Source organism: Streptomyces sp. NPDC051315 (assembly GCF_044455165.1).
GTDB lineage: Bacteria > Actinomycetota > Actinomycetes > Streptomycetales > Streptomycetaceae > Streptomyces.
The window spans coordinates 113,712-135,494 of the sequence record NZ_JBITEN010000006.1 but is presented as its reverse complement, the minus strand read 5'-3'; the positions used below and the strand labels follow the sequence as shown (position 1 = coordinate 135,494).

At 69.9% G+C, this 21,783-nt stretch carries 22 protein-coding genes; 11 read left to right on the top strand and 11 right to left on the bottom strand.

Features of this window, described 5'->3' with window-relative positions; genetic code table 11:
* Positions 1-349: 349 nt before the first annotated feature.
* From ACIBBD_RS14080 to ACIBBD_RS14060, 5 genes are all read left to right on the top strand, one after another.
* On the top strand, positions 350-1,243 hold the full coding sequence (locus tag ACIBBD_RS14080; protein WP_399419815.1) for an SPFH domain-containing protein: 894 nt from the start codon (positions 350-352) through the stop codon (positions 1,241-1,243).
* Positions 1,240-1,485, top strand: a complete 246-nt coding sequence (locus tag ACIBBD_RS14075) for a hypothetical protein (RefSeq protein ID WP_399419622.1) — start codon at positions 1,240-1,242, stop codon at positions 1,483-1,485. The genes ACIBBD_RS14080 and ACIBBD_RS14075 overlap by 4 nt, the downstream gene beginning before the upstream one ends.
* A 105-nt stretch (positions 1,486-1,590) precedes the next feature.
* Positions 1,591-2,115: a PadR family transcriptional regulator gene (locus ACIBBD_RS14070; RefSeq protein WP_399419621.1), complete on the top strand. Its 525-nt coding sequence runs from the start codon at positions 1,591-1,593 to the stop codon at positions 2,113-2,115.
* Complete coding sequence (locus tag ACIBBD_RS14065; RefSeq protein ID WP_399419620.1) at positions 2,112-2,801, top strand: ABC transporter ATP-binding protein; 690 nt, start codon at positions 2,112-2,114, stop codon at positions 2,799-2,801. The genes ACIBBD_RS14070 and ACIBBD_RS14065 overlap by 4 nt, the downstream gene beginning before the upstream one ends.
* Entirely contained in the window at positions 2,798-5,179 is a 2,382-nt protein-coding gene (locus tag ACIBBD_RS14060; protein ID WP_399419619.1) for an FtsX-like permease family protein, read from the top strand. Before ACIBBD_RS14065 ends, ACIBBD_RS14060 begins: the two co-directional genes overlap by 4 nt.
* 104 nt (positions 5,180-5,283) lie before the next feature.
* On the opposite strand, the gene ACIBBD_RS14055 is transcribed toward ACIBBD_RS14060, so the two are convergent.
* A complete protein-coding gene (locus ACIBBD_RS14055) occupies positions 5,284-6,228 on the bottom strand; it encodes a LysR substrate-binding domain-containing protein (RefSeq protein ID WP_399419814.1) in 945 nt (314 codons plus the stop codon).
* A gap of 172 nt (positions 6,229-6,400) precedes the next feature.
* Between ACIBBD_RS14055 and ACIBBD_RS14050 the strand changes: the two genes are divergently transcribed.
* Together ACIBBD_RS14050 and ACIBBD_RS14045 are read left to right on the top strand one after the other, a co-directional pair.
* Positions 6,401-6,955 (top strand): peroxiredoxin, encoded by a 555-nt coding sequence (locus ACIBBD_RS14050; protein WP_399419618.1) that lies wholly within the window; start codon positions 6,401-6,403, stop codon positions 6,953-6,955.
* Positions 6,956-6,961: 6 nt separating this feature from the next.
* A complete protein-coding gene (locus ACIBBD_RS14045; protein WP_399419617.1) occupies positions 6,962-7,495 on the top strand; it encodes an alkyl hydroperoxide reductase in 534 nt (177 codons plus the stop codon).
* A 153-nt stretch (positions 7,496-7,648) separates the two neighbouring features.
* On the opposite strand, the gene ACIBBD_RS14040 is transcribed toward ACIBBD_RS14045, so the two are convergent.
* The 8 genes from ACIBBD_RS14040 to ACIBBD_RS14005 form a co-directional block, all read right to left on the bottom strand.
* Positions 7,649-8,983 (bottom strand): AI-2E family transporter, encoded by a 1,335-nt coding sequence (locus ACIBBD_RS14040; protein WP_399419616.1) that lies wholly within the window; start codon positions 8,981-8,983, stop codon positions 7,649-7,651.
* 158 nt (positions 8,984-9,141) lie between these two features.
* Positions 9,142-9,825 carry a transglycosylase SLT domain-containing protein gene (locus tag ACIBBD_RS14035; protein ID WP_399419615.1) on the bottom strand — a complete coding sequence of 228 codons (684 nt, stop codon included), beginning with the start codon at positions 9,823-9,825 and terminating at the stop codon, positions 9,142-9,144.
* Positions 9,826-10,241: 416 nt separating this feature from the next.
* The gene (locus tag ACIBBD_RS14030; RefSeq protein ID WP_399419614.1) at positions 10,242-11,567 is read right to left on the bottom strand and encodes a PhoH family protein; all 1,326 of its coding nucleotides are present in this window, start codon (positions 11,565-11,567) and stop codon (positions 10,242-10,244) included.
* A gap of 373 nt (positions 11,568-11,940) precedes the next feature.
* A complete protein-coding gene (locus tag ACIBBD_RS14025) occupies positions 11,941-12,714 on the bottom strand; it encodes an isoprenyl transferase (protein ID WP_399419613.1) in 774 nt (257 codons plus the stop codon).
* Between the two features lie 1,073 nt (positions 12,715-13,787).
* Positions 13,788-14,579, bottom strand: a complete 792-nt coding sequence (locus ACIBBD_RS14020) for a class I SAM-dependent methyltransferase (RefSeq protein WP_399419612.1) — start codon at positions 14,577-14,579, stop codon at positions 13,788-13,790.
* 111 nt (positions 14,580-14,690) lie between these two features.
* Entirely contained in the window at positions 14,691-15,569 is an 879-nt protein-coding gene (locus tag ACIBBD_RS14015) for an LLM class flavin-dependent oxidoreductase (protein WP_399419611.1), read from the bottom strand.
* A gap of 163 nt (positions 15,570-15,732) precedes the next feature.
* Positions 15,733-15,885, bottom strand: coding sequence for a hypothetical protein (locus tag ACIBBD_RS14010; RefSeq protein ID WP_399419610.1), 153 nt, complete (start codon positions 15,883-15,885; stop codon positions 15,733-15,735).
* Between the two features lie 66 nt (positions 15,886-15,951).
* Entirely contained in the window at positions 15,952-16,305 is a 354-nt protein-coding gene (locus ACIBBD_RS14005) for a DUF192 domain-containing protein (protein WP_399419609.1), read from the bottom strand.
* 72 nt (positions 16,306-16,377) lie between these two features.
* On the opposite strand from ACIBBD_RS14005, the gene ACIBBD_RS14000 reads away from it, so the two are divergent.
* The 4 genes from ACIBBD_RS14000 to ACIBBD_RS13985 all read left to right on the top strand — a co-directional run bounded on the left by ACIBBD_RS14000 (position 16,378) and on the right by ACIBBD_RS13985 (position 20,531).
* The gene (locus ACIBBD_RS14000) at positions 16,378-16,941 is read left to right on the top strand and encodes a dihydrofolate reductase family protein (protein ID WP_399419608.1); all 564 of its coding nucleotides are present in this window, start codon (positions 16,378-16,380) and stop codon (positions 16,939-16,941) included.
* Between the two features lie 179 nt (positions 16,942-17,120).
* Positions 17,121-17,597 carry a hypothetical protein gene (locus ACIBBD_RS13995; RefSeq protein ID WP_399419607.1) on the top strand — a complete coding sequence of 159 codons (477 nt, stop codon included), beginning with the start codon at positions 17,121-17,123 and terminating at the stop codon, positions 17,595-17,597.
* A gap of 10 nt (positions 17,598-17,607) precedes the next feature.
* Positions 17,608-19,905, top strand: coding sequence for a hypothetical protein (locus tag ACIBBD_RS13990; RefSeq protein WP_399419606.1), 2,298 nt, complete (start codon positions 17,608-17,610; stop codon positions 19,903-19,905).
* Positions 19,902-20,531 carry a hypothetical protein gene (locus ACIBBD_RS13985; protein ID WP_399419605.1) on the top strand — a complete coding sequence of 210 codons (630 nt, stop codon included), beginning with the start codon at positions 19,902-19,904 and terminating at the stop codon, positions 20,529-20,531. The genes ACIBBD_RS13990 and ACIBBD_RS13985 overlap by 4 nt, the downstream gene beginning before the upstream one ends.
* A gap of 15 nt (positions 20,532-20,546) precedes the next feature.
* Here the strand turns inward: ACIBBD_RS13985 and ACIBBD_RS13980 are convergent, their stop codons facing one another.
* Together ACIBBD_RS13980 and ACIBBD_RS13975 are read right to left on the bottom strand one after the other, a co-directional pair.
* Entirely contained in the window at positions 20,547-21,182 is a 636-nt protein-coding gene (locus ACIBBD_RS13980; RefSeq protein ID WP_399419813.1) for an OmpA family protein, read from the bottom strand.
* Between the two features lie 8 nt (positions 21,183-21,190).
* Positions 21,191-21,769 carry a hypothetical protein gene (locus tag ACIBBD_RS13975; RefSeq protein ID WP_399419604.1) on the bottom strand — a complete coding sequence of 193 codons (579 nt, stop codon included), beginning with the start codon at positions 21,767-21,769 and terminating at the stop codon, positions 21,191-21,193.
* Between the last annotated feature and the right edge of the window lie 14 nt (positions 21,770-21,783).

Below are 21,783 nucleotides of genomic sequence, written 5' to 3'. Positions count from 1 at the left end.
CTCCGCTTCCTACTCGGCTGTCACACCAGTGCCCGGAGGCAGGTCAGCTCAGAAAGCTAACACCGCTCTCTGTGGCAAGGGGGTCTCGGTTCGGTCCGGTGCGGGCGTGAGAATCAGCACCCCGCTCGGTGGAACCAGCACACCGTTCCACCGAAACCGACGTACGAGAGCGGCCGAGGGTTGCCATCCCGCCGTAAAGTGATATCACTTAGCTAGATCGAAGCCGACGCGGGCGGCAGCGCTCGCGAGAAACGGGGGGACCCCTATGTCCACGCAGGAGCCGCACGGCCCGAACGACCCACGGGACACGGCCGTCGACGAGGTGCTGGCGACCGTCGACGCGCCCGAGATGCCCGCCCCGCGCGTGCACGAGTTCCCGGCGCACAGCGTGGGCGGCGGATTCGCGCTGCTGGCCGGCCTGGTCGGACTGCTGGCCGGCGCCGGCCTGATCGCGGTGGCCGCGCTGGTGACCGCCACCGGCGTCAAGGCCGCCCTGATCACCGCGGGCGTCGTGATCGCCCTCGCCGCGTTCCTGTCGATGTGCGGGCTGAACACGGTGGCGCCGGGCGAGGCCCGCGTGGTCCAGCTCTTCGGGCGCTACCGCGGGACCATCCGCGAGGACGGCCTGCGCTGGGTGAACCCGCTCACCTCCCGCCACAAGATCTCCACCCGCGTCCGCAACCACGAGACCGCGGTACTGAAGGTCAACGACGCCTACGGCAGCCCGATCGAGCTCGCCGCGGTGGTGGTGTGGAAGGTCCACGACACCGCGCAGGCGACCTTCGAGGTGGACGACTTCGTGGAGTTCGTCTCCACCCAGACCGAGGCCGCGGTCCGGCACATCGCCATCGAGTACCCCTACGACGCCCATGACGAGGGCGGGCTCTCGCTGCGCGGCAACGCCGAGGAGATCACCGAGAAGCTCGCCGCCGAGCTGCACGCGCGCGTGGAGGCGGCCGGCGTGCGGATCATCGAGTCCCGCTTCACGCACCTCGCCTACGCTCCGGAGATCGCCTCCGCGATGCTCCAGCGGCAGCAGGCGGGCGCGGTGGTCGCGGCGCGGCGGGAGATCGTGGACGGCGCGGTCGGCATGGTCGAGGCGGCGCTCAACCGGATAGCCGAGCAGGACATCGTGGAACTGGACGACGAACGGAAGGCGGCGATGGTGTCGAACCTGATGGTGGTGCTGTGCGGGGACCGGGCACCCCAGCCCGTGCTCAACACCGGAACGCTCTACCAGTGACGGATCCCGCCGGGGACGGTGCCCCCCAGCGTCGGCCGCAGCAGCGCAAGCAGGTGCTGTTGCGGCTCGATCCGCTGGTGTACGACGCGTTGGCCCGCTGGGCCTCGGACGAGTTGCGGTCGGCGAACGCGCAGATCGAGTTCCTGCTGCGGAAGGCGCTGAAGGAGGCGGGGCGGCTGCCGGGCGAGGCGGGCCCCCTTCCGCGTCGCGGGCGGCCTCCGGGCAAGGACCGGGGCCTGTAGCAGACCTGTGACAATCGGCCCCCACCTGCGCGGGCCCACACCCCGCCACCGACTCCGCACTCCGCGTATACACACCGCGTATACACCGTGTGTAGAGTCGGATTCATGTCCATCGGTCACACCCTCCTGGGACTCCTGGAGTCCGGGCCCCGCCACGGCTACGACCTGAAGCGGGCCTTCGACGAGAAGTTCGGTCACGACCGGCCGCTGCACTACGGCCAGGTCTACTCGACGATGTCCCGGCTGCTGAAGCACGGGCTCGTCGAAGTCGACGGCATCGAGGCGGGCGGCGGCCCGGAGCGGAAGCGGTACGCCATCACCGACGCGGGCATCACCGACGTCGCCCGCTGGCTCGCCACGCCCGAGAAACCCGAGCCGTACCTGCAGTCGACGCTCTACACCAAGGTCGTCCTCGCGTTGCTCACCCGCCGCGACGCGGCCGACATCCTCGACACGCAGCGCGCCGAGCACCTGCGCAGCATGCGCGTCCTGACCGACCGCAAACGCAAGGGCGACCTCGCCGACCAGCTGATCTGCGACCACGCCCTGTTCCACCTCGAGGCCGACCTGCGCTGGCTGGAGCTGACTGCGGCGCGCCTCGACAAGCTCCGAGAGGCGGTGACCGCGTGAGCGCTCCCGCGGGCTCCCTGCTCGCCGCCGAGAACCTGCGCAAGGCCTACGGGCCCACCGTCGCGCTGGACGGTGCCGAGTTCTCCATCCACCCCGGCGAGGTCGTCGCCGTGATGGGCCCCTCCGGGTCCGGCAAGTCCACGCTGCTGCACTGTCTCGCCGGGATCGTGACGCCCGACTCGGGCTCGATCACGTACGACGGGCAGGAGCTCGCGACGATGAGCGACGCGCGGCGCAGTGCGCTCAGGCGCTCGGACTTCGGGTTCGTCTTCCAGTTCGGGCAGCTCGTGCCGGAGCTGACCTGCGTGGAGAACGTGGCGCTGCCGCTGCGGCTCAACGGCACCCCGCGCAGGCAGGCCGAGCGGACCGCGCTGGCCTGGATGGAGCGGCTGGAGGTCGACGACCTGCGCGCGAAACGGCCCGGTGAGGTCTCCGGCGGGCAGGGGCAGCGGGTGGCCGTCGCCCGCTCGCTGGTCACCGGCCCGCGGGTGGTGTTCGCCGACGAGCCGACCGGCGCGCTGGACTCGCTCAACGGCGAACGCGTGATGGAACTGCTCACCGACGCCGCCCGGTCCGCCAACGCGGCCGTCGTGCTGGTCACCCACGAGGCGCGGGTGGCCGCCTACTCCGACCGCGAGATCGTCGTACGCGACGGGAAGTCCCGGGACATGGAGCGGGTCGTATGAACGTGCGGCGGGAGCATCCCCCGCGCGAGCGAGGCCGCGCGCGGGCGATGTGCGGGGACCTCGCCATGGGGTTCCGGTTCGCCTTCAGCGGCGGACGTGAGGGGTGGGTCCGGGCCCTGCTCACGTCCGTCGGCGTGGGCCTCGGGGTGGCGCTGCTGCTGCTGACGACCGCGGTCCCGAACATCCTGGACGCCCGCCACGCGCGCGAGTCCGCCCGCCACGACTTCTCGCTGACGCCCGAGGAGATCCCGGCGGCCGACGACACCCTCGTCGTCGCGCACGCCGGGTCCCTGTGGCACGAGCGGGACATCCGGGGACGGCTGCTGCAGCCGGAGGGCGCCCGGGCGCCGCTGCCGCCGGGTATCTCCGGCTTCCCCGCGCCCGGCGAGATGTACGTCTCCCCCGCGCTGGCCGAGGTGCTGAAGTCGTCCGGCGGCGAGCTGCTGCGCGAGCGGCTGCCCGGGAAGATCGTCGGGACCATCGGGGAGAAGGGGCTCATCGGGCCGGCCGAACTCGCCTACTACGCGGGCTCGGACGACCTCGCGGAACGGATCGGCCACCACTCGGCCGTGGCGCGCATCGACCACTTCGGGGACATCGGCGACGAGGGATCGGGCGCCCTGGACCCGGTCCTGCTGCTGCTCGTCCTGCTCGTCTTCGTGGTGCTGCTGGCCCCGGTCGGCATCTTCGTCGCCACCGCCGTACGGTTCGGCGGCGAGCAGCGCGACCGCAGACTGGCGGCGCTGCGGCTGGTGGGCTGCGACGGCGGGATGACCCGGCGGATCGCGGCGGGCGAGGCGCTCGCGGGCGCCGTGCTGGGCCTGGTGCTCGGCACCGGCTTCTTCCTGATCGGGGCCGAGATAGCGGGCACCGTCGAGCTGTTCGGCGTCAGCGTGTTCCCGGACTACCTCACCCCGACGCCCGTCCTGGCGGCGCTGGTCGCCGTGGCGGTCCCGGCGGCGGCGGTGTTCGTGACGCTGTTCGCGCTGCGCCGGGTCGTCATCGAGCCGCTGGGCGTGGTCCGTACGGCGAAGCCCGCGCGGCGCAGGCTGTGGTGGCGGCTGCTGCCGCCGCTGGCGGGGCTCGCCATGCTCTACCCGATGATCGGGCAGGGCGACGGCAACGGGGACTTCAACCAGTACCTGGTGACCGGCGGCGTCCTGCTCCTGCTCGTCGGCGTCACCGCGCTGCTGCCGTGGGTCGTCGAGGCGTCGGTGGCCCGGCTGGGCCACGGCGCGGTCTCCTGGCAGCTGGCCGTGCGCCGGCTCCAGCTGAGCAGCGGTACGGCGGCCCGGATGGTCAACGGCATCGCGGTGGCGGTGGCCGGGGCGATCGCGCTGCAGATGCTGTTCGCGGCGGTCCAGGAGGACTACACCGAGTCGACCGGCCGCGACCCGAGCCGGGTCCAGATGCAGGTCGACCTGACGGACGACGTCGATGTGGCGGCGGCCGGGCGGAAGTTCGAGAAGACCGAGGGCGTGCGGGACGCGGTGGCCCTGTCCCACACCTCGTTCGGCGACCGCCGCAAGGACCCGGAGTACACGCTGGACATCACCGTCGGGGACTGCGCGGCCCTGCGCGAGCTGGCCCGGCTCTCCACGTGCCGCGAGGGCGACGTGTTCCTGGCCGAGTCCGAGGTGGCGGACTACGACGCGAAGCTGCGCGAGCTGATGGCACCGGGCGCCACCGTGTGGGTCGACCCGTCCTACGGCGACGGCGAGCCGGCGGCCGAGGCCCGCTGGACGCTGCCCGCCGCGGTCCCCGCGGTGAACGTCCGCGAGGACTCCCTGCAGCCCCACGTGACGGGTCTGCTGGTCACCCCGTCCGCGCTGCCCGCGAAGGCCGAGCCGTCGCTGTACGGCAACGTCTACGTGCGGGTGGACGAGTCGGTGCCGGACGCCCGGGAGCACGTACGCAACACCGCCGCCGCGATCGACCCGCTCGTCGACGCCTGGTCGTGGACGTCGACCCAGCGCTCGGAGGAGTACGACACCATCCGCACCGGCCTGTTCGTGGGCGCGTCCGCGGTCCTGGTGCTCATCGGGGCGAGCCTGCTCGTCTCCCAGCTGGAGCAGTTGCGCGAGCGCAGGAAGCTGCTGTCGTCGCTGATCGCCTTCGGCACCCGGCGCCGCACGCTCACGCTGTCCGTGCTGTGGCAGACCGCGATCCCGATCACGCTGGGCCTGCTGCTCGCCATGGCGGTCGGACTGACGCTGGGCGTGATCCTGCTGAAGATGGCCACCGTCCCGCTGAGGGTGGACTGGGCGAGCGTGCTCGCGATGACCGGCATCGGCGGGGCGGTCGTGCTGGTGGTGACGCTGCTGAGCCTGCCGCCGCTGTTGCGGCTGATGCGGCCGGACGGGCTGCGCACGGAGTGACCCGACGGCCCCTCCCCCGGCGGGGGGAGGGGCCGTCGCGCCGTCACCGCGCCCAGTGGGCGCGGACTCTCCTCGTCCGGCGCCCCTTCGACCGAGTGCCGACCTCAGCCGTCGGCACCGAGCACCCGGACCGGCAACGGCCTCAGCGCCTCCCGCAGGGCGGCAGCCAGCTCCGCGTACTCCGCCGCGCGCGCCGCGCCCGGGCGCATGGCGAGGGCGATCCGGCGGCTGGGCGCGGGGTCGGCGAAGGAACCGGTGAGGAGCTGGGTGCTGCGGCTGGTCTCGACCGTGACGGCGGTGCGCGGCAGCAGGGTGCAGCCCAGGCCGCCGGCGACGAGCTGGACGAGTGTGGACAGCCCGGCGGCGGTCGTGGTCACCGGCGCGTCCTTCCGGCCGGCCTCCCGGCAGATGTCGAGGGCCTGGTCGCGCAGGCAGTGCCCCTCGTCCAGGAGGAGGAGGTTGAGCTCCCTGAGGACCTCGCGCGGTATCCCCTCCCTGCCGCCGAGCCGGTGGCCGAGCGGGGTGACGAGCACGAAGTCCTCGTCGAAGAGGGGGAGTTCGACGACACCCGGCACCCCGAGCGGTACGGCGAGCAGCAGCAGGTCGAGCCGGCCGCTGTTCAGGCCGTCGACGAGGTTGGCGGTCTGCTCCTCGTGGACCTGGAGGTCGAGCTGCGGATAGCGGTCGTGGACCAGGCGCAGGACGGTGGGCAGCAGGTAGGGCGCGACCGTGGGGATGACCCCGAGCCGCAGCGCCCCGGTGAAGGGTGCCCGCACCGCTTCGGCCTCCGCCATGAGCGCCCCGACCTCCGCGAGCACCGCCTTGGCCCGTACGGCGAGCCGCTCGCCGGCCGGGGAGAGCAGCACCTTGCGGGTCGTACGCTCGAGGAGGGTGACGCCGAGCGTCTCCTCCAGCGCGGAGACCGCACCGGACAGGGCGGGCTGGCTCATGCCGATGGCAGCGGCCGCGTCCCGGAAGTGCAGGTGCTCGGCGACGGCCGCGAAGGCCCGCAGCTGCGCCAGGCTGGGCTGCCGCCTCTTGGGCCCCACCCCGCCCACACTCTTGGCACCCACATTACCGACAGTCACTGATAACGACCTCCGATCAACACAATCGAGTGTATCCATTTCCTGAATCAATGCACCCTGTGCCACGATCGAGATCGTCCAACCCATGGGAAACGTCCGCGATCCGGACGCTTCTTCGCTGCAAGGAGAGCCTGTGCTCACTGTCGGTGACACGTTCCCCGAGTTCGAACTGACCGCCTGCGTCTCGCTGGAGAAGGGCAAGGAGTTCGAGCAGATCCACCACAAGTCCTACGAGGGCAAGTGGCTCGTGGTCTTCGCATGGCCGAAGGACTTCACCTTCGTGTGCCCGACCGAGATCGCCGCCTTCGGCAAGCTGAACGACGAGTTCGCCGACCGCGACGCGCAGATCCTCGGCTTCTCCGGCGACTCCGAGTTCGTCCACCACGCCTGGCGCAAGGACCACCCGGACCTGACCGACCTGCCGTTCCCGATGATGGCCGACTCCAAGCACGAGCTGATGCGCGACCTCGGCATCGAGGGCGAGGACGGCTTCGCGCAGCGCGCCGTGTTCATCGTCGACCCGAACCGGGAGATCCAGTTCACGATGGTCACCGCGGGCTCCGTCGGCCGCAACCCCAAGGAGGTCCTGCGGGTCCTGGACGCCCTGCAGACCGACGAGCTGTGCCCGTGCAACTGGTCCAAGGGCGAGGACACCCTCGACCCGGTCAAGCTGCTGGCCGGGGAGTGAGCTGACATGTCCCTCGACTCCCTGAAGTCCGCGATACCGGACTACGCCAAGGACCTGAAGCTCAACCTGGGCTCGGTCATCGGCAACTCCGACCTCCCCGCGCAGCAGCTGTGGGGCACGGTGCTGGCGACCGCGATCGCCTCCCGCTCCCCCATCGTCCTGCGCGAGCTGGCGCCGGAGGCCAAGGCGAACCTCTCGCCGGAGGCGTACACGGCGGCCAAGTCCGCCGCCGCGATCATGGCGATGAACAACGTCTTCTACCGCACCCGTCACCTGCTGTCGGACCACGAGTACGGCAACCTGCGCGCCGGCCTGCGGATGAACGTCATCGGCAACCCCGGGGTCGACAAGGTCGACTTCGAACTGTGGTCGTTCGCCGTCTCCGCCATCAACGGCTGCGGCCTCTGCCTCGACTCGCACGAGCAGGTGCTGCGCAAGGCGGGCGTCGAGCGTGAGGTGATCCAGGAGGCGTTCAAGATCGCCTCGGTGATCCAGGCGGTCGGCGTCACGCTGGAGTCGGAGGCGGTCCTCGCCGAGTAGAGCCGGTTTCCCCGGGCCCCGTCCACCACTGGTGGGCGGGGCCCTCGGCGTTGCCGAGCCGCTCCTGCCTCCGGCAGGGCCGTCACGTCAGCCCGTCCGGCGACGCGGGGCGCGGGAACGCGGGGACCCGCCGTGCGGTGGCGCGGCCGCCGTTCAGGCCGAAGGGGTGTCCGGGGGCGCGGGCCCCGGGTCCGGGGTCACCGGGGCGGTGTCCAGCGCCGTGGCGCCGCGAGGCCGCGGCGCCTGCCGCAGCGCCGACTCCCGTGAGTACGCGTGCAGATAGCCCACCACGGTGTTGGAGACCGCCACCAGCGGTACGGCGACCACCGCGCCGCCGATGCCGGCGACCATGCCGCCGGAGGCGACCGCCAGGACCACCGCCAACGGGTGGACGCGCACCGCGCGCCCGAGGATGAACGGCTGGAGGATGTGACCCTCGATCTGCTGGACGGCCAGGACGACCGCCAGGGTCATCACCGCGGTGAACACGCCCTGGGTCACCAGCGCGACCACGACGGCCAGCGCCCCCGAGGCGACCGCGCCGACCAGCGGGATGAAGGAGAACAGGAAGATGAAGACGGCGAGCGGGACGGCCATGGGCACGTCGAGGAAGTAGATGCCGAGGCCGATGAAGATCGCGTCGATCAACGCGACCACCACCGTGCCGCGCACGTACGCCGTGAGCGTCGCCCAGGCGCGCGGGCCCGCGCCCGCCACGCCGGGCCGGGCGACGGCCGGGACCAGCTTGAGGGTCCACTGCCAGATGCGCTTGCCGTCGTAGAGCAGGAACAGCGTGGAGAAGAAGGCCAGCAGGATGCCGGTGAGGGCCTCGACGACGACGGTGACGCCCTCCAGCCCCGCCGAGGTGATCTCGTCGGTGTTGGCGCCGACCGCCTCCCGCAGGTTCTGGGCGATACCGTTGATCTGCTTGTCGGTGACGTGGAAGGGGCTGTTGAGCAGCCAGCGGCGCAGGTCGTCGATGCCGTCCTGGACCTGGTCGGAGAGGTTGTCGATGTTCTCCATGACCTGCCAGGTCACGAACCAGCCCATCAGGCCGATGACGACGAACCCGAGGATCGCCGTCAGCGCGGTCGCGGGGCCCCGGGGCACGCCCAGGCGCTTGAGGCGGGCGACGGTGGGCTCCAGCAGGGCGGTCAGCAGCAGCGACACCACGAAGGCCAGCACGACGAGTTGGACGGCGCTGATGACCTTCATCAGGACCCAGACGGTCCCCGCGAGCACCAGCAGCCGCCAGCCCGCCTCGGCGGCGACCCGGACACCCCACGGCACGACCTGGGCGGGATCGGGGCGGGGGGCGGGGGGCGGCAGCTCCTCGGTCGGCACCTCGGGGGTGCCGGGCGGTACCGCTTCCGGCTCGTCACCCGGACCGGCCTCCCGCCGGGCCTCGGCGCGGCGGGCGTCGAGCCGCTCTCCCATCTCGGTCAGACCGGAACCCAGCCGGCCGAGCCACCCTGGCACTCGCGACATGAAACGTCCTCTTCCCCCGTCTCTCCCCACCACTCCCCCTGGAGTCGTCGGCTCCACGACCGTACAGGGCGACAGCCCCTCCCCCTAGGACGGGGAGGGGCTGCGCGGAGTTGAGCGAGCGGGCGCGGGCCCGTGGGCCCACCCGCGGTACCGGCGGTCTAGTACCAGTGGTTGGCCTGCCAGAACGACCAGGCGTCGCAGGGGCTGCCGTACCGGTCGTTCATGTAGTTCAGGCCCCACTTGATCTGGGTGGCCGGGTTCGTCTGCCAGTCGGAGCCGACGGACGACATCTTGGAGCCGGGCAGGGCCTGGAAGAGACCGTAGGCGCCGGAGGAGGGGTTGACGGCCCGGTAGTTCCAGTCGGACTCGTGGTCCACAATGTTGCTGAAGCACTGCCACTGGCCGCTGGGAACCATCTGCTGCGCCATCGCCTGGATCTGCGCGATGGTGTAGGAGCTCTGGACCGGGAAGTCGGAGGCGCTGCGGCTCGCCGCGGCCTTGGCCTCGGCGCGCTCCTTGGCTTCCTTGGCCGCCTTCTCGGCGGCTTCCTTCTTCGCGATCGCGGTCTTGGCGGCGGCCTTGCGGGCCGCTTCCTCGGCGTCCTTCTTGGCGCTCTCGTCCGCGGCGATAGCCTGGACGCTGGCCTGCTGCGTCAGGGACGCCGTCTGCACCTGGGCCTGCTGGCCGACAGGGATCTCCGCGAGGAGCGTCGAGTCGCTTGCCGTCGCCTCTGCGTCGTTGGTCTGCGCGGTGCTGCCCGAGGCAACGCCGACGACACTTCCGACAGCGGTGACCGCCGTGGCCGAGGCCACTGCGAATCCCCGGACCGAGATCCGGCTCACACGGTTTCCTTCCAGCATCGCCCGCTTCGGTGACCCTGGCGGACGCAATCGTGCCCCTGACACTGGCCTCCCAACTGCGGGGTCACGGGAGGCGCGGGCCCGGTGGGCAACTCCCGAGGGAGCGCCGCGTGGTGCTCGGGCGGCATACGACGGAGGTATGGAGTTGGCGGTGACGCTTTTGTGGTGCCGTACCGCTGGGGGTACAGGTGTGTCGTATGCGGGGCCTGACAGGAGTGAGACTCTGCCGTAACCCCACACCGCAAGGCAATTCCCGGTTGCGTGTGAAAGCTCACATCCGGTTTGGTCCCAGGGATTTCATCGTTCGGGCACATGTGAAGGCGCCGCCCGACTAGGCTCACGGCCTTTGCCGGACGGCGCCAACCACCGCGCCATCCCGGTGGACTTGGGCAGGTCGGTTAAATCTGTCCGTCCTCCAGCATTTCGGTCACAAGGGCGGCGATCTGGGACCTCTCGGACCGGTTCAGGGTGACGTGCGCGAAGAGCGGATGCCCCTTCAGTTTCTCCACCACGGCGACGACACCGTCGTATCGGCCGACGCGCAGATTGTCCCTTTGCGCCACATCGTGGGTCAGAACGACCCGCGAATTGGCGCCGATCCGGGACAGGACGGTCAGCAGTACGTTCCGTTCCAGCGACTGCGCCTCGTCGACGATCACGAACGCGTCGTGGAGGGAGCGGCCCCGGATATGGGTGAGCGGGAGCACCTCCAGCATGCCGCGGGCGGTGACCTCTTCGATGACCTCGCGGCTGGTGACCGCCGACAGCGTGTCGAAGACCGCCTGCGCCCAGGGGCTCATCTTCTCGGCCTCGGTGCCGGGCAGATAGCCCAGCTCCTGCCCGCCCACCGCGTACAGCGGACGGAAGACCATCACCTTCTGGTGCTGACGGCGCTCCAGGACGGCCTCCAGGCCCGCGCACAGCGCCAGCGCCGACTTGCCGGTGCCGGCCCGGCCACCCATGGACACGATCCCGATGTCCGGGTCGAGCAGCAGGTCGAGCGCGATGCGCTGTTCGGCGCTGCGGCCCTTGATGCCGAAGGCCTCCCGGTCACCGCGCACCAGACGCACGGTGCCCTCGGGGGTCACCCGGCCGAGCGCCTTGCCGCGCTCGGACTGGATGGTCAGGCCGGTGTGCACGGGGAGGTCGGCGGCCTCCGGGACGTACACGTGTCCTTCCTCGAAGAGGATGTCCACCTGCTCACCCGGCAAGGTCAGTTCGGACATTCCGGTCCAGCCGGAGGCGTCCGTGATGGCGAGCTCCGCCCGGTACTCCTCGGCGAGGAGCCCGACGGAGGACGCCTTGATCCGGAGCGGGAGGTCCTTCGACACGACGGTGACGTCATAGCCCTCGGCCTGCAGGTTGCGGGCGACGGCGAGGATGCGTGAGTCGTTGTCACCCAGGCGGTAGCCGGTGGGCAGCACGCTGGGGTCCGAGTGGTTGAGCTCGACACGGATGGTCCCGCCCAGTTCCCCGATCGGGATGGGGGCGTCGAGGCGTCCGTACTTCACCCGGTAGTCGTCGAGCAGGCGCAGGGCCTGCCGGGCGAAGTAGCCGAGTTCGGGATGGTGCCGCTTGGCCTCCAGCTCCGTGACCACGACGATGGGGAGCACGACCTCGTGCTCGTCGAAGCGGGTCAGGGCGTTCGGGTCGGCCAGCAGGACGCTGGTGTCGAGAACGTAGGTGCGCCGGTCGGGCTTGTGGCGCTTTGTGCTGGTCACCACGGAAGGACGTACCCCCTCGGATGAGGTCGGGGAGCGACGGAGTGGAGCTGGACCGGAAGTCGGCCGCCCTGCACGGGCCGAAAACCGGCCCTCCGCTGCGTCCGTGCTGACCGCACGATCGGGCTGGTGCAAAGGGCCTCCCGGGCGGACGGCCCCGTGCCGCCCGCTGAGATCCGACACCCGTGGTTCGGGCGTCGACCTGCTTGCCTTATGCCCTCGAACACACGCCGCCATGCCACGGCATATGACGGCGCGCTGGTGAACTCCTTGTTACTTCTGCCCCGAACGGGGTACCCGGGAGGCTTTCGCGGGGGTGCTCACCGGGTGCGGCGTGGCGGGCGCGACCCGGCGGGCGTGGCGCCCGATGGGTGGCTCAGCCGCCGTAACGGCGGTGCCGGGCCGCGTAGTCACGCAGGGCGCGCAGGAAGTCGACCTTGCGGAAGGCCGGCCAGAAGACGTCGCAGAAGTAGTACTCCGAATGGGCCGTCTGCCACAGCATGAATCCGGACAGCCGCTGTTCGCCGCTGGTGCGGATCACGAGGTCGGGATCGGGCTGGGCCCCGGTGTAGAGGTGGCGGCCGATCATGTCGATGTCGACGGACTCCGCGAGCTCCTCCATCGAGACGCCCTTGTCCTGGGCGTCGAGGATCATCGAGCGCACCGCGTCGGCGATCTCCTGGCGGCCGCCGTAGCCGATGGCGACGTTGACCAGTATCCCGTCGATGTGGGCCGTGGTCTCCTCGGCCTCCTTCAGCGTGCGCTGCATGCCGGCCGGGAGGAGGTCGAGGGTGCCGACGTGGTGCACGCGCCAGCGGCCGTCGGCGGCGAGGGTGCGGACGACGTCCTCGATGATGCCGAGGAGGGGGACCAGCTCTTCCTTGGCGCGGTCGAAGTTGTCCGTGGACAGCAGCCAGAGGGTGACGACCTCGACGTCCGTCTCGGAGCACCAGCCGAGGAACTCCTCGATCTTCTCGGCGCCGGCCCGGTGACCGTGCACGGTGGTGGAGCCGGCGGCCTTCGCCCAGCGCCGGTTGCCGTCCATGATGACGCCGATGTGCTTGGGCACCTGAGCGTGGTCCAGGTGGCCTTCCACCCGGCGCGCGTACAGCCTCACCAACAGGCCGCGCAGCTTGTCGCGCAGGTTCACGTGAATGTCAGCCCCTCCGTGCGGATGCGGTCCCCGCGAGGCGGAAGCCTACCCCTGCGAGGCTTGGGCCGCGCGCCGGGTGGGGCGGTCGCGGGTGCCCCGCCGGGTGCGGGTCGTGGTGGGTCGTGGCGGGTCGTGGCGGGGTTCCCCACACCCCTCAGGTCCGGCGCCTGGGCCCGTGCCTACGAGTCACCCGGAAACGGACGAAAAAACGGGCCGGTCCGTGGGGGGGAGACGGACCGGCCCGAGGGGGGGTTTCCACCATAACCCTTCGTAAGGGATGGTGCGTGCATCAGCGCGCCACAATTACTCTCCGAAATCACCCGGCGACGGTTTGCCGGGCACCGAGGGCGGCATTTTCGGGTGATTCATGGCCGAAAGACAGCGGATTCCCAGGCAGAACAGGCCGTACGGCGATGGAAGTGGAGGTATCGATCCCACTTCACCTCTGTCGGGCACTCGCGCGGCAGTCCCCCCGACGGGCTACCCGGGCCCCGCACGCCGCCTTGACGCGACCGGCACCGCGCAGCCCCCTCCACTGCGCGGTGACGCCCGCGCAGCTTTGCTCACGCGAATTGCCTGGGCTCGAACTTACGTGAGGCAGACGGGTGATGCGAGCCGTCCGCGATAACGATGTGGAAACCCTGTGGAGATGACGGGATGTTCTGTCGCGGAGTGTCCCGGAATACCCCATTCCATGAGGGGGGTCGAGAACAGGAATGCTCCCCCGCCACCCCCGTCGTCCCCGGCGCGGGCGTCGAGGATCGGGCCAGGGTGCGGTGGGCGCGGGGTGAGCGTGCGGGGTGCGCCGGGGTCGGAGGGTGGTTCCTGGCCAATCCTGTCCCGGGGGCCGGGAGATGGCCGGGGAGGCCGCCCGGGGAGGCGCGGGGGTGCGGCTGACTCCCCGTGCGCGGCCCCCGCACGGCCCCCGGGTTGGGGGTGCCGTGGACGCGTGGTGTGGACGACGGGTGTGGACGACTGGTGTGGACGAGTGGCTCGGGAGCGTCGCCCTGGGGAGCCGGCCCGCGTGGACTTCGCGGAGGCGGCTGTGCGGGCCGGGCCGCGCGCCCGCGTCAGCGGCTCGGTTTGCGGGCCACGAGGAGATGCCGGGTGCTGTGGGCGACGAAGGACCCCTCGGCCTCGATCCGCTCGTGCAGAGAGCGCAGTTGCGGCTCGTACGCCGCCACCGTGAAGCCCGGCACCATCCACACCACCTTGCGCAGGAAGTGGACGACGGCGGCGATGTCGTGGAACTCGACGCGCAGACGCTCCGCCCGCAGGTCGACGACCTCGAGGCCGGCCGCCTCGGCGTCGGCGCGTTCGCGGTCGGGATGGCGGCCGCTGCTCACCTCCTCCGACAGGGGCCCGAGGAAGTGCTCGACGAGTTCGAAGACGCTGCGCGGCCCCACGTGCTGGGCGAAGTAGGTGCCGCCCGGTTGGAGGACACGCGCGATCTCCGCCCACAGCGGCCGGACGGGGTGACGACTGGAGACCAGGTCGAAGGTGTCGTCAGCGAAGGGCAGGGGCGCGTCCTCGGCGGAGGCGACGACCGCGATGCCGCGCGGGCGGAGCAGGGCGGTGGCCTTGGCGACGTTCGCCGGCCAGCCCTCGGTCGCGACGGTGAGGACCGGAGCCTTCGGGGCGGCCCGGCCGAGGGCGAAGTCCAGGACCTCCCCTCCCCCGGTCTGCACGTCCAGCGCGGCGCTCGCGCCGACCAGCCGTCCGGCGAGGGACACCGCGTAGCCCCAGGAGGGCCGCGCCTCGGTGGCCCGCCCCTCGAACCACGAGAAGTCCCACCCTTCGGTGGGCACGGCGGCACCTTCGGCGACGAGGTCCTCGAAGGTGCGGTGCTGGTCGTCGTCCATCGCTGTCACGTCACTTCGCTTGGGCCACTTGGGTCACTTCGGTCACTCGGTCACTCGGTCACTCGGTCACTTCGGCATCGGAGAGCCACTTCAGTCACCTGAGCACTCCAGTCACTTCACAAGGGCGCGTACGTCGTCCCCGACGAACCGAACGAACCCCTCGGGGTCGGGCTCGTCGGCGGTCGGCAGGAGGACGACGGTGTCGGCGCCGGCGTCGGCGAAGCGCTGGACGGTCTCGGCGACCCGGGCGGCGTCGCCGGCGACTCCGAGGCCGGGGGTCCCGGTGTGGCCGCCCGCGGTCAGTTCCCGCTGGAGGCGGGCGTCGGCGTCGGGTCCCGTGGCGGTGAAGACGTAGACGACGATCCTGTGCGGCCGTTCCGGATCGCGTCCGGCCGCCGCCCTGCCCTCGCCGATGATCCGACGGGCCTCGCGCACACCGTCCGGGGAGAAGACCTCGTTGAGCAGGGTGCCGTCGGCGACCTCGCCGGACAGCCGCAGGGTGCGCGGCCCGATGCCGCCGACCAACACCTCGGCGCCGCCGTCCGGGGGCCAGCCGAGGGCTACGTCGTCCAACGTCACGTACCGGCCGGCGGTCGTGATCCGCTCCCCGTCCAGCAGGCCGCGCAGGGCGAGGGTGTACTCGCGCAGCAGGGTCAGCGGGGACGCGGCGCGGGCGCCGACCTGGCCCATCCAGTCCTGTACGCCGTGGCCGACGGCGAGGCTGACACGGCCCGGGAACATCCGGTGCAGGGTCGCGGCCTCCATCGCGGTGAGGGCGACGTTGCGCAGCGGGACGGGCAGCAGGCCGACCCCGACCCGCACCCGCTCGGTCCACGCCAGCGCGGCCGCCGCCGCGGAGATCCCCGCCTCCAGGAAGCAGTCCTCCCACAGCCAGAGCTCGTCGAGCCCGGTGCCGTCGGCCAGCCGGGCGACGCCGCGGAGGCGTTCGGGAGGGAGTTGGGGGCGGAAGACGGCGCCGAGTTGGGTCATGGGAACTTCCTAGTGGGCGGGGATGGCCGGGACAACTGTTTTACGGCCGCCCCCTTCCGGCATACCTCATGAGGCGCGCTCAGCCACTGATCGCCAGTCGGCCCGGATCTCGGGCTGGTGACGCACACCAGCTCGTCCCGAAGTTCGCGAGCCAGTTCTGGGGTCAGCTTCTGGTGGCATCGTGTGAGACGGCCGGGGGATCCGGCGCGCTGACCCTGGCGTCGAGAAGAACCTGCTCCTGCCGCCCGGTCGCGCCCTTGATCTCGCGGCGAAAAACGACGTCGACGTCCCCGGCCACGGCAGCGGTGTCGGCCACGTAGACACCTTTTCCTTGTTCTGGATGACAGAACAAACAGGGGGCAGGCCACGGCCGAGGCGGCCGTCATCCCAGGATCTCCACCTCGGCCCCGGCCCCCACCCCCCACCGCACCATGGCCCCTGCCTCCGCCTCCAGCACGTGTCGGGCCCGGAGTCGAGGCCTCCCCAGCCGTCCGGGCGGCATGGTGCGCACGGCGAGGACCCGCATCCTCCGATCGAGGTAGGCGACGTCGATCGGCATGCGCATACCGAAGGTGTGCACGCTGTTGGCGGGGGACAGCAGCATCGCCCCGTCGACGGATTCCCGCCCGAGCAGCCCCCTTCTGCGAGCCCGGTAAGAGGCGGCGATCTCCAGCGGAACGCGCAGCCCCTCCCCGCCCACGACGAGCTCCCCCCACCCGTCACGCCAGCGCGCCATGCCCGTCTCCCCTCGGCCGTGTGGCTAACCTCTGCACCGTAGCGAGCCGGGACACAAAGAGGTGGCCGTCGTATGCGGAAGATCGTCCTGATGATGTCGGTGTCCCTCGACGGTTACATCGAGGGCCCGGACCGTGACATCTCCTGGCACCGGGTCGACGACGAGCTCCACCGGCACTTCAACGACAGCATCCGACCGTTGGGCGGCCTGATCAGCGGCCGGGTCACCTATGACCTCATGGCCGCGTACTGGCCCACCGCCGACGCCGATCCCGCAGCCCCCGCGTGGGTGGCCGAGTTCGCCGGCATCTGGCGGGACATCCCGAAGTACGTCTACTCCCGAACGCTGGAACACGCCGACTGGAACACCACCATCGTGCGGCACGTCATCCCGGAGGAGGTCCGGGCCCTCAAGGAGCAACCCGGCGACGACCTGGCTCTCGGCGGTGCCGACCTCGCCGCCGCCTTCCTCCGCCACGACCTCGTGGACGAAATCCGTCTCTACGTCCACCCGGTCCTCGTCGGCCGAGGCAAATCACTCTTTCCCGAGACCGACGCGACGACCTCCCTCCACCTCATCGAGTCCCACACCTTCTCCAACGGTGTCGCCCTGCTGCGTTACGCCGTACAAAGCTGACGGCGCCCCCGACGGCGGGCAATATTGGCTGAATAGCAACGGGTTAGTGCACCGGTTCTTACTACGGCACCGTCATTCCGTGAAATAAAGTCCGTACAAAGGCCCGCGATCAGCTGCGAACGGCTGGTACAGCGGGAGATGCCGATATGACAATACGGGAGCGGGGGAGGCCACGGCCCATGGCGTGGGACGAATGGGAGCAGCTGAAATCCGACACGGTCGAGCGGAACTCGACGCAGATGCGTCTCAACCAGCTCCCGGCGGACAGAGGCGCAGGCAGCCCGGCCGGTGACCTGGTGGTCAACCAGGACGACCTCGGCGCCGTCGGCCATGACGCGTACCTCCTGTACGAGGACCTGCAGGCCGGCGCGGACATCGCCGGTGCCGGTGCGAACAAGGAGGGTGTGGGGTCCTCCCACCAGGCCGCCGCGGCACTGACGTCGCACGGATTCGCGTCGGGCGGCGCGCTGGCGACGACGGTCGACATCTGGACATCGCAGCTCAAGACGGTGCTCCAGGCCTGCGCCCACATCTCCGATCACCTCGACTTCACCAAGAAGCTGCATGCCCAGGAGGACGCCAAGATCGGGGCCGTGCTCCTCAGCAGCGACGGCACCGCCCTGCCCGTGTCCCGGATCAGCAAGTACTTCCAGTAGGAGCAGCCCCGTGGCCCTCACGTACCTGGACCTTGTCGAGGTCGACCTCGGCAAGCTCGGCACCGCGGTCTCCGACTGGGAGAAGAGCGTGGACGCGCTCAAGGCCGCGGCGGCAAGCGCCCGCGCGGGCATGCGGGCCAAGTCGGACAAGGCCCGGTGGGCCGGCGTGAACGCGACGGTGACCCGTGAGTTCGTCACCAAGACGGCGAAGGAGATCGCCGACCTGCACACCGAGGCCGCCGGCATCCACGCGGTGCTCGTCGACGGCCACACGGAGCTCGTCGCGCTCCAGAAGAAGATCAGCACGGCGGTTCAGCACGACGCCCCGAACCTCGGGGTCCGCGTCGAGGACATCGGCGAGGGCCGGGTCCGCTGCTTCTTCCCGCACATCCGGGGCGAGAGCGACGACCGTACGCAGGAACAGCTCGACGCCAAGCAGGAGCTGGAGGACCGCATCAACCGGCTCGTCGCCCACGCCTCCGAGATCGACTCGTCCCTGGCCCGCGCGCTGGCCAAGAGCCACGGGGGCGACAAGCACAACGCGGGTCACACGTCGTACGACTCCCTCGACGACGCCCAGGCCGAGCGCGCCGCGGAACTGGCCAAGCTCGGTCCGGAGATGACCGACAAGCAGTACATGGAGCTGAACTCCATCATGCGGTTCAACGCCAGGGATGCCGACTTCTCCACGGACTTCTACAAGTCGCTCGGCGGCCCGAAGGAGTCACTGGAGTTCTACGGCCGCATGTCGCTGGACGGCACCACGGGGAACGACAAGGAGCGGCTCGCTCTGGCCCGGCAGCTCCAGCGGAACATGGGCCTGGCCCTGGCCTCGGCGACCGACCCCGACAACAAGTCGCACCTGCCGGCGAGCTGGTCGTCGAAACTCCGCACACTGGGCACGCAGCGGATCGAGCTCTACCCCGGTGCAGGACAGTCCCCGTACGGCTACCAGCTCCTGGGCGGCATCCTGCGCTACGGCAACTACGACGCGCGGTTCATCAATCCCATCGCCGAGCACGTCGTGCAGCTGCACAGGAAGGACCCGTACCGGTTCATGGACAACAAGCCCATGGCCGGTGGATCCGACCTCGACCGGGGCTTCAACCCGTCGGGAAGAACAGGTGCCGGCTACGACCCGCTCACCAGCGTCCTGGAGGCGCTCGGGCACAGCCCCGAGGCCGCGACGAAGTTTTTCACCGACCCGCCGACGGCCTACAAGGAGGACGGCACGGTCGACGCGAACGGCACTCTCGACTTCACGTGGTACTTCGACGAGCTGAACAAGAAGGACTTCGAGTGGGCCCCGGACAGCCTCGTCCACCACGGCAGCGACGAGGCGAAGCACGCCCGCGAGATGGGCCCCGACGCCCTGGGGCACGCGCTGCAGACGGCGACGACGGGGGCGGCGTGGGATGCGGATCCGCCGGAACTGCATCGGGACGAGAAAACATGGGAGGTCATGGAAAAGGTGGTCCTCCGTTACAACGTCGCCTCCAATGACGGGCCGCCACACGAGGCCATGCAGGACAGCCTCGCCCACATGGGCGCGTCATACATCGATGACCTCAACTACTCGATCATGGACTTCGGCGGCACGGGCGACCCGCTGGAACGTGATCAGTTCTTCGGTCACAGCAGCGACGGATCGGCACGACGTTCCTTCGGTGAGCACGCGGCACGGAACTTCATGATGCTGGTCTCGGGCAACGAGGACGGATACAAGACACTGACCTCGGCCCAGCAGGTGTACATGGCCAGTGGCCTCGCGGCTTTCGAAAAAAATCAGGACGCCGGCCTCACCTTTGCTCACAATGCAGCCAAAGTGCACGGGATTCTTGACGAATCACGGTCCCATGGGATGCGTGAGGAGTTCAAGGGTTCGGAAGAGGCCCAGCAGATGCTGCAGGAGCAGAACGGGGAATGGCGCAAGTCGCTGGTGAGCGGTGGGGTCACCGTAGCGGCGACAGTGGGGGCAGCGATGCTCCTCGGCCCGGCAGCGGGCGTCGTGGCAGCCACCGCCGTTCCGCTGGTCATGGAGTCTGCCGGAGCCGCGGTCAGCACCGCCTACGGCAACCACACCTTGGAATACCTGAAGGACCATGAATACACGAATGACTCGGCTGCACTCGATGCCGTGCAGGGCATGGAAAGCATCGGAGAGCGGGCGGCCACACAGCCCGTCTTGAACTACATGCAGGCCCTGGGCGTGAGCAATACGGAATCACTGGAGACCGTGCGGGAGATCGAACAGTCTTACCTGACTGGAAAAATCGCCATCTCGAACAATGAAAAGGTCTCGTCGTGAGGTCACTGACACGGATTTCCTGGTGTGGGGCGATAGCGGCGCTGGCTTTGTCGGCCGGATGCTCGGACGAGCAGTCACTGAGCGACAAGTACCCCACGCAGTGGCAGACCTGTAACACCCTGTTCGGCACAGAGAACATGGCATCCCTGAGGGACATGGTCGGACCGGATGACCTCGAACTCACCAACGGTTCTCTTTCCGTCGACGAGCTCAAGGAGAGCCTGACGGAAGAAGCGCTCGAGCCCTACAACAAGTTCAAGGGCTTCGATGAGTACGATGTCTGTCGACTCTCGGGCGACCACAGCTTCTCTGCCATCGTGGCCTGGGCCCCAGCGTCCCTAAAGGAAGTACAGTCTCCCTCCGGGCGCTGGCATCAAGTAGGCACGTCTGTTTACGTGTCCGACTACTCCCCCATCGTCCTCGTGTTCCGCTGCGACATCCCGGGCGCCTCGAGTGGGCAGCAGGCGCAGGTACTGCTCGAATCCAGGATTCACGAGGTAGGAGCGCCCGAATTCACGGAAGTGTTCCACCAGAAGCTGACCGTGAGCCTGGCTCGCACTCTGAGCACCGAGCTGGCATGCGTCAACAAGCCCGTCATTCCCGACGACTTGCAGATCGGCGAATGACCCGATCCCCTCTGCTCAGCTCGCCGTCCGCGGGAACGTGACCTCCACCCGGCGGTTCTTCTTGCGACCGGCCTCGGTGGAGTTGTCGGCGATGGGGTACTGCTCGCCGTAGCCGCGTACCTCGAAGGTGACGTTCGGGTCGTTGAGGTCGCCGGCGAGGGCGGCCTGGACGGCGTCGGCGCGTTGCTTCGACAGGACGTCGCCGTGGGCGGAGGAGCCGAGGTTGTCCGTGAAGCCGAAGACGCGCACGCGGGTGGCGTTCTGCTTCTCGATCTCCCCGGCGATCGCGGCGATACGGGCCTTCGCCGTGGCGCCGAGCTTCGCGCTGTCCTTGCCGAAGAGGACCTCCGCCTGGAGGGCGAAGGTCACGTCGGCGTTGGTGTCCTCCCGGCGCTCGTCCCCGCTCTGGTCCTCGACGACCTGCTTGATGTCCAGCACCTTGGGCTCGGCGAGCGTGGCGCCTTCGGGCAGTTTGAGGTCGGGGTCGTTGGCGTCGACCTGGACGGGGGCGGTGGCGGTGGGTTCTGTGCCCGGGGGGACGCTGGGGCCGTCGTCGGCCTGGGCGAGGGGTGGGGTGGTGAGGACGAGGGTGGTGGCGGCGGCGATCACCGTGAGTCGTGGGATCGAGCGTCGGGTGCCGGGGTGGGTCATGGTGGCCGTCACCCCGAGACCGTGATGTTGACGGGGGCGAACATGGGGAGTTGGAACGACACGTCGGCGGTATCCGTGGGCGGCGCGGGGAATTGCATGAACACCGGTACGGTCTCACCGGACTTGATGCTCGAGACGCCCGTAGTGGTGAGAGGGCGCCCATCCGTGTCACGCAGAACGTAGTAGCGCTTCTTGCTCTTGGAGTCCACCAGAGTGGCGCCTCCGAACGATCGGCCGTTCCTGATGATCTCCGTCTCGTTGCCGCTCAATTGCGCGGGGATGGTGAGCAGGTCGGCGCTGTCGTTCTTGAGCTCGCCGGTCACTGTGACGAAACCGCCGGAATCGCGCGTGGCTGAGGTGATCTGCAGCAACAGGCCGCTGGGGCCCTTCGACTCGGCCAAGGGCTCCTCCGACTGTCCCTCCTGAGCACTCGGCTCGGAACCGCCTTCCCTCGAAGCCGACGCCGACGCCTCGGGCTTGTCGTCGTCACCGCCACCGCTGCAGCCGGCCACACCGAGGCTCAATCCGGCCGCCACGGTCAACGCAGCGATCCCCCTGCGGGCCTTCGCAGTCAACCGAATGCTCATCGCTCTGCTTCCTT